The organism is Enterobacter chuandaensis (genome assembly GCF_003594915.1).
Lineage (GTDB): Bacteria > Pseudomonadota > Gammaproteobacteria > Enterobacterales > Enterobacteriaceae > Enterobacter > Enterobacter chuandaensis.
Genome location: NZ_QZCS01000002.1, coordinates 443,600 through 455,317 on the forward strand (window position 1 = coordinate 443,600; position 11,718 = coordinate 455,317).

Annotated in this window: 12 protein-coding genes and 1 pseudogene; 8 read left to right on the plus strand and 5 right to left on the minus strand. The window is 51.7% G+C overall.

Annotation, left to right across the window (positions count from 1 at the left end; all coding sequences use genetic code 11):
- The first annotated feature begins 74 nt into the window (after positions 1-74).
- From D5066_RS23295 to catA, 5 genes and pseudogenes are all read left to right on the plus strand, one after another.
- Positions 75-1,883 carry a diguanylate cyclase gene (locus D5066_RS23295; protein WP_133300900.1) on the plus strand — a complete coding sequence of 603 codons (1,809 nt, stop codon included), beginning with the start codon at positions 75-77 and terminating at the stop codon, positions 1,881-1,883.
- A pseudogene (locus tag D5066_RS05310) lies at positions 1,855-2,007 on the plus strand (YjhX family toxin); the annotation flags it as partial. The gene D5066_RS23295 and the pseudogene D5066_RS05310, both read left to right, overlap by 29 nt.
- A 306-nt stretch (positions 2,008-2,313) precedes the next feature.
- Positions 2,314-2,808, plus strand: coding sequence for a putative pterin-binding protein (locus D5066_RS05315; protein WP_080328175.1), 495 nt, complete (start codon positions 2,314-2,316; stop codon positions 2,806-2,808).
- A gap of 17 nt (positions 2,809-2,825) precedes the next feature.
- On the plus strand, positions 2,826-4,799 hold the full coding sequence (locus D5066_RS05320) for a putative bifunctional diguanylate cyclase/phosphodiesterase (RefSeq protein WP_119915283.1): 1,974 nt from the start codon (positions 2,826-2,828) through the stop codon (positions 4,797-4,799).
- A 22-nt stretch (positions 4,800-4,821) separates the two neighbouring features.
- Positions 4,822-5,499: a type A chloramphenicol O-acetyltransferase gene (gene catA / locus D5066_RS05325; RefSeq protein ID WP_119915284.1), complete on the plus strand. Its 678-nt coding sequence runs from the start codon at positions 4,822-4,824 to the stop codon at positions 5,497-5,499.
- Positions 5,500-5,826: 327 nt separating this feature from the next.
- Here catA and D5066_RS05330 read toward each other — a convergent pair whose 3' ends face one another.
- Genes D5066_RS05330 through D5066_RS05350 form a run of 5 tightly spaced genes read right to left on the minus strand, consistent with a single transcriptional unit; the run spans position 5,827 to position 9,530 of the window.
- On the minus strand, positions 5,827-8,160 hold the full coding sequence (locus tag D5066_RS05330; RefSeq protein WP_119915285.1) for a primase-like DNA-binding domain-containing protein: 2,334 nt from the start codon (positions 8,158-8,160) through the stop codon (positions 5,827-5,829).
- 14 nt (positions 8,161-8,174) lie between these two features.
- On the minus strand, positions 8,175-8,495 hold the full coding sequence (locus D5066_RS05335; RefSeq protein ID WP_114260741.1) for a DUF5375 domain-containing protein: 321 nt from the start codon (positions 8,493-8,495) through the stop codon (positions 8,175-8,177).
- On the minus strand, positions 8,492-8,719 hold the full coding sequence (locus tag D5066_RS05340) for a hypothetical protein (protein WP_115285440.1): 228 nt from the start codon (positions 8,717-8,719) through the stop codon (positions 8,492-8,494). Before D5066_RS05340 ends, D5066_RS05335 begins: the two co-directional genes overlap by 4 nt.
- Complete coding sequence (locus tag D5066_RS05345; RefSeq protein ID WP_114260743.1) at positions 8,716-9,267, minus strand: host cell division inhibitor Icd-like protein; 552 nt, start codon at positions 9,265-9,267, stop codon at positions 8,716-8,718. Before D5066_RS05345 ends, D5066_RS05340 begins: the two co-directional genes overlap by 4 nt.
- Positions 9,264-9,530, minus strand: a complete 267-nt coding sequence (locus D5066_RS05350; RefSeq protein WP_000556587.1) for a helix-turn-helix transcriptional regulator — start codon at positions 9,528-9,530, stop codon at positions 9,264-9,266. The genes D5066_RS05345 and D5066_RS05350 overlap by 4 nt, the downstream gene beginning before the upstream one ends.
- 538 nt (positions 9,531-10,068) lie before the next feature.
- Between D5066_RS05350 and sid the strand changes: the two genes are divergently transcribed.
- Genes sid through D5066_RS05365 form a run of 3 tightly spaced genes read left to right on the plus strand, consistent with a single transcriptional unit; the run spans position 10,069 to position 11,631 of the window.
- Complete coding sequence (sid, locus tag D5066_RS05355) at positions 10,069-10,806, plus strand: capsid size-determining scaffold Sid (protein WP_119915286.1); 738 nt, start codon at positions 10,069-10,071, stop codon at positions 10,804-10,806.
- Positions 10,803-11,048 carry an ogr/Delta-like zinc finger family protein gene (locus D5066_RS05360; RefSeq protein ID WP_114260546.1) on the plus strand — a complete coding sequence of 82 codons (246 nt, stop codon included), beginning with the start codon at positions 10,803-10,805 and terminating at the stop codon, positions 11,046-11,048. The genes sid and D5066_RS05360 overlap by 4 nt, the downstream gene beginning before the upstream one ends.
- Positions 11,049-11,064: 16 nt before the next feature.
- Positions 11,065-11,631 (plus strand): phage polarity suppression protein, encoded by a 567-nt coding sequence (locus D5066_RS05365; protein ID WP_114260545.1) that lies wholly within the window; start codon positions 11,065-11,067, stop codon positions 11,629-11,631.
- Positions 11,632-11,718 lie beyond the last annotated feature (87 nt).

The window sequence follows — 11,718 nt, forward strand, 5'->3', positions numbered from 1 at the left end:
TTTTTCGCCTTAAATCAAACGTTTTCTATAATTTGAAGAACGCCATCCTCTTCATGTTGTAAAAGGATCTCCAGGTGCGAATCGCGACAATAACAAACTGGGCCTACGGTGCCACAGTCTGCCTGACTATCGCCTCCGGCATTATCATGCTGATGGCCTCCGGAGCGGATACCGCTGAACGTCAGGCCATTGAACAACGTCAACGTTTTGATGAGCTTACCGAAAATATTGAAACCGATGCCTGGATACAATCCGATTTAGCGCGCCTGTACGTCATCAAAAAAGACCCGCAGATCCTCAGAGAATATAACCAGTCAGAAAACAGCCTTAAGAACATTGAGCTGAAGCTGGAAAAACTGCAGGACAGCGGTGCTTCTGATGACGAGCTGGCCCTGCTGCATGATGGCCTAAAGATCATCGATCAACTGCAGGACGAGCAGCAGACGGCACTGACGAGCGCGGCACGGGGTGAAGATGAACAGGCCGTTGCCCTGCTCTATGGCATGCCCTACGAGCAGGAGCTTGAGCGCGCGCAAACCCAGATCGATCGCTTTCGCCAGATACTCGACAAGCGTGTGATTGCCTCCGTGCGGGAGGCGACGAAAAAATCGAAAGCGCTGCGCACGGCCTCTGAAGTGATGGTTGGCCTGACCGCACTGCTGTTTTTGTTTGTTCTCGGCTTCATACTGAAACGCCGCGTGCTCCGCCCGGTGGTACGCCTGAGCGACGTGGTGCACCGCCTGGCATCGCAGGATTACGCCGTCGAGACGCCCAACTTCAGCCAGATTGATGAGATTGGTGACATGGCCCAGGCTATCCGCATCTTTCGTGAAAACGGCCTTGCGCGACAGCGTCTGGAAAAGGAGCGCGATGCCGACTGGGCCATCCGCGAGCTGCTGGCGCGCATGACCCAGCGGCTGCAGGGGTGTGAAAGCTTTGACGACGTGATTAACGTGGCGGAGCTGTTTGCGCCCAATATCGCGCCGGGGATAGCGGGCCGGCTCTACGTTTTTGACCGCGATCCGTGGCAAATGCGCTGCGCCGCGCAATGGCTGTCGCCGACCGGTGAAGAGACGACGTTCCACCCCGATGCGTGCTGGGCCGTGCGTCGCGGTCAGAGCCACCCGCCTGTTAACGGTGAGCCGGATATCGCCTGCTATCATCTCCCTCCATCACAGGCGGAAAGCGCGCTGTGCGTGCCGCTTATCGCCCAGGGCGAAGCCATTGGGTTGCTCTCGTTCCAGAACATTACTCCGGAGAATGCCCCTGCACGCGCGTATCTGGAACTGATGGCCGAGGCGCTCGGGCTGGCGCTGGCCAACCAGCGCCTGCGTGACGCGCTGCTGGAAAAAGCCTTGTTTGACCCGCTTACCGGCTTGCGTAACCGTCATCATCTTGAAGACACCCTGCACACGCAGATGACGCAGGCAATGCGCAACAGCGAGCCGTTAAGCTGCATGATGATCGACATCGATCACTTCAAGAGTATTAATGACCGCTTTGGTCACGAGGCGGGCGATCAGGTGATCAAAAGCGTGGCGTCGATTGTTCAGCGGGTCGCGCATGACAGCGGCCTGGCATTCCGCTACGGAGGCGAAGAGTTTCTGGTTCTGCTTCCCGGTGCCGATGATCAAGAGGCGCACGCCTGCGCGCAGAAGATTTACAATGGCGTGCATGAGCTGTCGCTTCGCTACGGACTGACTGAGATTGGGCCGGTGGATGTTTCAATTGGCATCGCCAGCTATCCGGAACATGCCCAGAGCGACAACCTGCTGCGCGCCGCGGACGTGGCACTGTACCGGGCGAAAGAGCTGGGCCGGGCGCGCATTGTAAGCTTTGGGATGCTGGAAGCGGTACACGCCCGAAGGACTGGTGCTGAGTGATTGCACACTCGCTGCTTTTAAAAAACTCCGCACTAAAAAGCAGATCCGCTCTGTTAACGGGCAGCCTTATCGCATCACCACCACCGGGCTGAACAACGTTCGCGCCCAGCTGGATAATCGTTAAATACGAGTGCGCCATCCGTTGGGTGGCGTTTTTTTGGTTTTTCTGAAAAGTAAATCCGTGACGTGAGAAAATATTAATCAATTAAAACGATCGTTTTTTAAACGCAGGAGAGTTTATTCAAGTAACGGTATCGTGTTTCAAAAAATCAGGCCTCGTTCAACAACCGAACATTTAACATTAACTTGTTGATTTTCAAGTACATTAGAAAGGCAGAAGTATAAAAATCATCGTGTCTTAACAAAATACATAAACTCATTTGATAACTAAATTATAATCCTTATACATGAGACAAAAATGGAGGCCCAAATGCGACTAATCCTAATGCTGTTATGCTGCCTGGTACAGAGTTTTGCCTGGGCTGGCGAACTGCCAAAACCCGTTGGAAAACCCATTTTGACGATTTACGGTAATATAGAAAATACCAATGAAGAGGGGAAAGCAGTGTTTGATCTCGCCAGCCTTGAAAAACTGGGTATGGTGAGTTTCGAGACGACATCTCCCTGGTACACTGGTCGTACTAAATTCGAGGGTGTCCCGATGCAAAAACTTATGGATTATGTGGGTGCAAAGGGTACTGCCGTTAATGTTATTGCCCTCAATGATTACGCTACCGAGATCCCTCTCAGCGACTTCAAAAAATACAACGCCATACTTGCCCTAAAGATCAATGGCGAATATATGCGCATTCGCGATAAAGGTCCATCATTCATTGTTTACCCGTATGACAGTCTTCCTGAATTGAATAATCAGATTTATTACTCGCGTTCAGCCTGGCAGGTTAGCAAAATGAAGATTGAATAGCAGTTCAGGAGAACATAATGAACAGGATACTGGTTGGTATCATTTTTTCTCTTTTTATCACGACAGGATATATTGCATTTCTTGTTTACGATCGTCAGCAAGAATTGCAAAAACTGACTCACTACACTGAGTCCTGGTCCGTGGCTCAACTGGTATCTGAGTACTACCGATTTGAATCATGGCTTGGTCTGTACGCAACCGATACCGATGAGGTTACGGTAGACCAGGCCCGCATGCGCCTCGAAATTATGCTCAGCCAGGGTGAGTTAATGAAGGGGGGAGATTTAGGTCGCTATATTGAAAGTGATAAAACGCATCAGGCGCTCGCTGCGCGTCTGGAGCAAATACTTACCTATCTGGATAGTAATCTGGAAAAAATGAGCCATGCTGAGTTAAAAAAATACCTGGCTAATATGCATCTGCTCGACGCGCCACTCAGTCAACTCTCTTCAAGTGCGTTAACAAAAGATATTAATACGATTAATGAATCCAATAATAAAATACAAATCCTTTATTATATTTATTCCGCACTGTCGTTACTCCTGGTGATCTTGAGTTTTATTCTGGGGTTCTTAATGATTTATCAGAATAAAAACATCCTCAAAGCACATATGCAGGTTAAAAGCCTTGCCGACGAACTGCAGTTATCAAAAGAAACGCTGCAAATTCAGAATTCTAAGCTGGAATATGATGTTTATCATGATTCCCTCACCGGCATGAAAAACCGTCTTTACTTCTGGGACGATCTCAACAAAATTAATCTTCAGGCGGATAAAGACCACGTCCCTGTCACGGTGATGTTATTTGATTTAGACCGCTTCAAAGAGGTTAACGATACCTATGGCCATGATGCCGGGGATTTATTGTTAAATCAGGTATCCAGACGGCTCACCTCCATGAGCAGTGGTTCAGATACATTTTACCGTTTAGGAGGAGATGAGTTTGCGCTTCTGTCCAGCGGCTTGACCGAAAGCGCTGCCGTTTCGCGCGCTAAAGAAATCAGCGATTATATCAGCCAGCCCTACTCGATTAATAATCAACTCATTAAAATCGCCACCTGTGTGGGGATCGTTTTATCCGATAATGAACGCCGTTCTGATTATCTCTATAAATTTGCCGACCTGGCGCTCTACGAAGCTAAAAATGAAGGCTCACGCCAGATAAAAGTCTTTCGTCAGTGGATGCTGGAAAAATTGCAGGAAAGCCGGACCCTTGAACATGATATGGCGCTGGCGCTCGACAGAAATGAATTCGTTGTTTATTACCAGCCGATTGTCGATTCGTTCAGCAAAGACATTTACGGCTATGAAGCGCTTATTCGCTGGATGCACCCGGTAAAGGGCATTCTTTCACCTGATTATTTTATCTCTGTCGCTGAAAAAACCGGCATGATCAATGAGATAGGAAAAATGGTACTTGAGCTTTCCTGCCGGGAAGCGGCTTCCTGGGCGGTTCCGGCGCGGATCTCAGTGAACGTCTCACCTGTTCAGTTGGGCACCAAATCGTTTACGACAATGGTACAGTCTATTCTGGAAGAGACAGGGTTACCGGCTGGCCGCCTTGAGTTAGAGGTGACAGAGTCTTCACTTTTCAGCGATAGCAATACGCCGCTCACTATTCTCAAAAAGCTAAGGGCAATGGGTGTAAAAATTTCCATCGACGATTTCGGTACGGGATATTCTTCACTCTCAAGGCTGAGTGAACTTAATTTTGATAAAATTAAAATAGACAAATCCTTTGTGAACTCGATCTCTACGCAAGATAATGCGCTTAATATCGTCAAACTGATTACCGGTATGGCAAAGAGCCTTAATATGAGGGTCATTGCAGAAGGGGTTGAAACTGAAGAGCAACTTCAACGGCTTCAGGCACTTGGCTGCGATCTGGTGCAGGGATACCTGTTCGGAAAACCACATCCCGAGGTTAACGAGAAGATCAGATGCGGTTGCAAAGGATTTGAGACCGTTTCTGGCCAGGACACTTGTCAATGATTGCATCATCAAAGGTTAAATAATGAAAAAAACAACGCCAGAATATACGCCTGTTGACATGTCTCGTTGGGCAAGGAAGGAGCACTTTGAAGTTTTTCAGTCATTTGCTCAATGTACAATTAATCAAACGGTTCTGATTGATATTACCGCATTGCGAAAACATATTAAAAAGGTTGGCTGGAAGTTTTACCCGACAATCATTTTCCTTCTTTCTAAAATCATGAACCGGCATGCCGAGTTCCGTATGGCTATGAAGGACAATGAGCTGGTTATATGGAATGAAATTCATCCAAGCTATACCATTTTCCATGATGAAACGGAGACCTTCTCGTCATTATGGAGTCACTATGATGGCAATATTCATCACTTCCAGAACACTTATTCAGAAGACGTTGCACGCTATGGAAATAACCTTTCTTATTGGCCGAAGGAAGAATCCCGGGAAAATGTCTTTTTCGTCTCGTCTATTCCCTGGGTCACGTTTACTAACTTTAATATGAACATTGCTCATATGCAGAACTTTTTTACCCCGATGTTCACGTTTGGAAAATACTACGAACAGGATGGAAAAGTGTTGTTGCCGCTCGCGGTGCAGGTCCATCACTCCGTGTGCGATGGTTTCCATGTGGCAAGGATGTTCAATGAGTTGCAGGAGATGTGTGATGGATTATCGGAGCTGTCAGAGGAAATTGATGGCTGATACTTTAGAGGGCTTTTTTAAAAGATGGTGCGATAATAGGAACCGACAAATAACATCAACATAATGATTTTATTTATAAAAATAAAATCGAAAAACATTCCTATACACACCACTATACACATTGACGGGTGCGTTCATTTTTCATACGAACTAAATAACAGAAAAAAACTTTTTTTTAGAAAAACTGTTCACACTGTTCACCGTGTGCTTTTGTTTATAAAAATCATTTAGTTATGCGGTGAATGGTTGGTGAACAGTGAACACTTTACTGTTCACTTTTGCCGTTTTTCAGGTAAAAAAAGACCGGCGATTGCCGGTCAGGTCAGGTTATTTCGCTGTGGGGTCATCACATCTCGGTAGCCAGTCGGCGTTGCTTTCTTCCCTTAGCGCGAGATTGGTCTGTATGCCCTGATTTTTACGGCGCTTCTCATAACTCAGTCCATACTCTTTCAGCATCGCTGACAGCCCCTTGCCGAACATGGTGAGACTGAGTGTATTTTTGTAGCCGTGGGCTTCCATATACGCCAGATAGGCATGATACAGATACAGGCGCGGCTGACGCGGAATAATGCTGGCATTGCCGATATACATCCCCTCAGGCTCCGGCAGCGCTTCAAGGTAACCACAAAAATCAAAGGTTGGGTCGGCTTCGCGTTTAATACTGAGCGCCTCGTCGGAGTTTTGCTGCGACTGGAGCAGTGCGCGGGCGGTCATCGGGTCGCTGAACTTCTGCATTAGCTGGCGCACAATCACGGCCAGCTCACGGGCGATTTTGTTCTTGAGCTGCGGGTCGCGTTCCTCCGGGGCAATCTGTTCCGGGAAATGCAGGATCACCCGGCGACGGGAAACACCGCCGCTGCGGTCGGTAAAGCGCATCGGGTTATTGTTCACGGCCAGAATCACCGCCGGAATATGGGTGGAGTACGCATCCTTGTATTTCGGGTCGACCGATACCGCATCACCGCCGGTGATGGCCTTGAGCCCTGCCCCATCACCGCTCCATTTCTCCTGGTCAGGCAGGCGTATTAGTGAGAAGCCAATCAGCGCCGCGCGCTCACGTGGTGATTCCAGCGTTTCGATGGTGGCCGACGTGGCGTTATCTTCCCCGGCAAGCATGGTCGCAATTTCGGCCAGAATACTTTTCCCGCTGCCACCCGGCCCGGTCACTTCGAGAAAGAGCTGCCAGTCATAGCGGTTCGCCAGCACCATAAACAGCGCGGCCAGAATCACGTCACGCTTTTCCGGCCTGCCACCGGCGGCGCGGTCGAGCCAGCGCCAGAAATCCGGGGCGTGAGTTTCCAGCGTTTCACCCTCCACCGGCGGGGTAAAATCGACATCACAGAGTGTGCGCAGCCAGTGCGATTTATGGTGCGGGCTGAATGTGCCGGTGGCGGTATCGAGTACGCCGTTGCGAAAGCCAATCAGACGCCGTGCCGGGGCGTCCTGCTGCGGAATAATCAGTTTCAGGGTCTCCACCACTGAAGCAATTTTCCCCGACGAGAACGGCGCGCGCAGACGCTGAAACAACCCGGCCACGTCGCGGGCAAAATCCGACGGCGGAATGATTTTCCATATACCGGCCTCATAGCGGGACAGGAGCTGGCCGTTCGCATCCACGGCCAGCGCTTCGCCGTAATGTTCATGCACCCGCATCGATTTTTCACTGGTGCTCATGGCGGTAAATTCCGCCTCGCTCATGGTAGTGAAAGGACTGTCAGCCGGTGGCCGGATGGCGTCATAAATCGCTTTCCGCGTCGCCTCTTCGCCGTGCTGCATAAACGCATCATTCCAGTCACCGAACACCGGCGGCAGGGCAACAACACCCTCACAGGCGTCTGCGGCCGCTGCGGCTTTTAACTGGCCGTCGCCGTTAAGGTCGCGGTCGGCGGCCAGCACAATCTGACAGGCCGGGTGTTTTTGTCGGGCAAGGCTCGCCAGAGAAAGGAGGTTCACGGAGGACAGCGCCACCATGACGGTTTCCCCGGTCAGGTGATGCACGGTGAGCGCGGTCACATAGCCCTCCGCAATCCACAGGCGTTTTCCCGCCTGCTTTTTCCCTTCGATGGTGTGGCACGCTCCTTTTACCGCCCCGCCTTTCAGGGTGCGTTTGAGACCGTCAGAATTAATAAGCTGAACGTTAACCAGCGCCCCGGCATCGTCATACAGCGGGACAACCATATCACCGGTGCGGAACGTCACGCCGCCGGTTTTGTGTGTGGCCGTCAGCATGACACACTCATGACCGGGGAATCCCTTGCGGGTGAGGTAGGCGTTGCCGCTGGCCGGTCGGGTTTTCTCCATGAGCTTTACGGCCAGCGCGGCCGCCGCTTTGCGGGCAACCTCCGTTCCTGCTTCTGCGGCCGCAATCACTTCCGGGGCAACCGGCGGCAGGTTGCCGGTCACGGCGTTCACCTTTCCGGCGGCCTCGGAGGCCGACACGCCAAATACTTTCTCAACCAGCTTAAGCCCGTCACCTGCGCCGCACTGGTTGCAGAACCATGTGCCTCGCCCCTCTTTATCGTCAAAGCGGAAACGGTCAGAGCCGCCGCATACCGGGCAGGACTGATGGCGGTTTTTAATCACTTTCACCCCCAGCGCCGGGAGAATGTTCGGCCAGTGGCCGCACGCCTGTTTTACGGTTTCCGTTACATTCATTTTCATTGTTATTTTCTCCCTCAGTGCAGTACCGGTGCGGTGATATGACGGGCGCAGAGTTCATCCATCACGGCCAGCCCGAGGAAGGACAGCGACGGCGCGGCCTTGAGTGGTCCGGCTTCCATTAAATCTTCCAGCAGTGCACAGGCAATCTGACGGCCTTTTTCCTCGCCATGCTGGCGCAGGTAGAAGCCCTCCAGCTCGGCAGCAATGGCGCTTTCGAGCACGTCGAGGGTGAGCTGCGGGTAGCGGTGCTGACGCTCGCATACCGTCAGCCAGGCACAGGCCACGGCACGACGATACAGCGCGGCGCGTAATACGAGTGGTAATGGCTTTTTCATACATTTCCCTCCCCGGTCAGCCACTGCTGATTGCAGCGCTCGACCACACCGTCTAGCTGGACGGTCATAAGGTAAATCACAGAGGTGAGCTGTAACTGCTGCGCAGGGTCACGCCTAACGGTCGCGCAGTCCTGCACCTGCATCAGGTCGCCGACGAGCTGGCCGACGTTGCGCATATGCTCCAGACATTCGAGGTCCCGGGCGGTAATGGTGGTGTGTCTCATGCGCGCACCTCCGCAACCGGCAGACGGCCAGCAAACGAGAGGACGTAATCGCGAACGAGGGAAAGACGTGCGGCGTGTTCATCACCGGCAACGGTGCGAAGCATACAGATACGGGGTTTACGGTCTGCGCGACGGACGGCAGCAAACACAAAGACAAACTGCGGGTGTGACGGGGTGAGGGTCGTAGCCATAGTGGCAACCTCCAATAAGTAGCGGTTATCGCCACCACCAGAGCTGCAAATCTCATGGGTGGTAGCCCGGACGGGGTTTGCAGTACCGGCCTTATTGGAAACCGGCCAGCCCGAAGGCTGCCCCGCCCGGACCACCATTATCTGACAGGAGCCACGGTGTAAGCACCACAGCCCGAAAAATAGGTGTGTCTGAGCAACGACATAAAAAAACACGCTCGGCGCGTGTTGTGTCGCCAATAAGTTACACGGGCTGCAAATCCCGGCTGCCGATTTTGCGACAGCGGGAAAACTATACCTGGAAACGACGAAAAGAAGCAAGCCAGAAAAAGGGGCTGTTTGCTGAACGGTCATCATCATGCGTCATAGCCCCGGTTACGTTCGGCAATGCGATCCGCCATCCATGCAGTAATTTCAGACTGCGCCCACGCCACATTTTTTCCGCCGAGGGAGATTTGTTTCGGGAAAGCTTCCCGGCTGATGAGGTCGTAAATGGTCGAGCGGGACAGGCCGCACAGATGCATCACTTCGGGCAGACGGATAAAGCGCTCGTGAACGGTATCAGAAACCGGCATCAGCGGCGCGGCAGGAGCAGAAGACGGGGAAGAAAAAGCGGTGTGCATCGGGCTACCTCACAAAGTCCATACAGTGCCGGTCGTGTCCGTCCGGCTTCGGGTAGCTCTCTATTTTGTGAATATTTTTACGCAGGGCAACAAGTCATTTTGTAGTGCTTCACCACACAACAGAACGATTTTTATACAGTGGCAAACGTTGGCCATCTTTTGGTAAACGCTGGCAAACTGGTGGCCCATTCCTGATTACTTTTATTTATATATTTTCATTTTTTAATCGAAATAAAGTCTAAAAAAGCAAGCCGGTAAAAATCAGAAAGGTGAACAGTAGTGAACAGTCGGTGAACAGTCTGACCTTCAACTGTTCACCCTTTAATTAACTGTATTACTTATCTTTTTTCTCAAAGTGAACAGTAGTGAATAGTTATTAGTAAAAAACAAACAGTGAGTAAGGTTTTCCTGAGACCTTTCTCTGGCCAGCCGGGTTTTAAGGTCTGTTTGTGCCATTTTTGCCACAACGGCAATGAATCGTGTTGTTGTGTCTGGCGCGGCAGAATCTCCTCAGATTGAAACGAAGAGGAGACCCGACATGACTCAGACCGCTGTTATTCCCGACTACCTTAAACCCGCAATGGAACGCCTTGAGACTGCCCGCTCGGCGCATCTCGCCAATGCCAGCCGTATGGATGAAACCACGACGGCCATCAGCCAGGTGCAAACGCAAAAAAATGAACTGGAGCAGGAAAACGGCAATGATTCCGGCGCATGGCGCGCCGCCTTTCGTGCAGGTGGTGCTGTCATTACCGACGAGCTGAAACAACGCCATCTGGCGCGCGTGGCACGGCGGGAACTGGCGCAGGAATGTGACAGCATGAACGAGGTACTGTCTTTTGAGCTGGACAGGCTCAAAGGAGCCTGTGACCGCACGGCCAGAGCATACCGTCAGGCACATCACGGCGTCCTCAGTCAGTATGCAGAGCATGAACTCGATGCTGCCCTGCGTGAAAGCTGCGGTGCCCTCATCAGAGCAATGAAACTCAACATACTGGTTCTGAATAATCCGCTTGCTAATACCACCGGGCATCAGGGATATATCGAACCGGAAAAAGTTGTAATGCAGCAGGTGAAAGCGTGGCTTGAACAGGCCGTAAAGGGCTGCAATATCCGTCTGACCGATGAACCGGTGCTGTTTAAAACAGGGCTGTCGGCTTCCACACTGCCGCATATGGAACATGACGTTGCGGCCACACCCCTCCAGCGTAAGGTTTGGCAGGAAAAAATGCGGGAACGTGAAGCTGACCTGAAAGCACGGGGGTTACTGTCATGATGCGCTGTCCTTTCTGCCGCACTGCGGCCCACGTTCGCACCAGCCGCTATATGTCTGACAGCGTCAAAGAGAGTTACCTGCAGTGCCAGAATGTGCACTGCTCGGCGACATTCAAAACGCATGAGTCCATCTTTGAAGTGATACGTTCGCCGGTCATCGATGAGAAACCCGCGCCGGTGCCGACAGTCCCCGTGGCACCCCGTCGGGTAAAAGGCTGCTACAGCTCGCCGTTCCGCCATTAATCAGGAGAGACAACCCGTGACCACCCTGACCTTACAGCAGGCCTATGACGCCTGTCAGACGAACAAAACCGCGTGGCTGAACCGTAAAACCGAACTGGCCGCCGCAATGCAGGAATATCAGGAATTATTGCTGGATGACAATGCATCAGGCTCCCGCAGATTGCAGACGCTGCGTGACCTGATTGACGTAAAAAAATGGGAAGTTAATCAGGCCGCCGGTCGCTACATCTTCTCGCATGAGGAGGTGCAGCGCATCAGCATCCGTAACCGGCTGCATGATTTTATGCAGCAGAACGGCGCGGAGCTGGCCGCCGCACTGGCACCGGAGCTGATGGGGATTAAAAACCAGCCCGCGATGATAAAAAATCGCGCGCTTGACCGTTCAGTCACTTACCTGAGAGAAGCTCTTTCCGTCTGGCTGACCGCAGAAAATGAAATTAATTATTCTGCACAGGATAACAACATTTTAACGGCCATCGGATACAGGCCTGACGCGCCTTCGCGGGATGATAATCGTGAAAAATTCACCCCTGTACAGAACATGATTTACGCCCGTCGACGCGCCGAACTGGCCGCGCAGTAACCTGTCAAAAAATCCCCGTAATTCCCGCAATTTTTCCCGAATTAAGCCATGCATCCAAAGGGTGCATGGTTTTGCATGCGTTTTCCC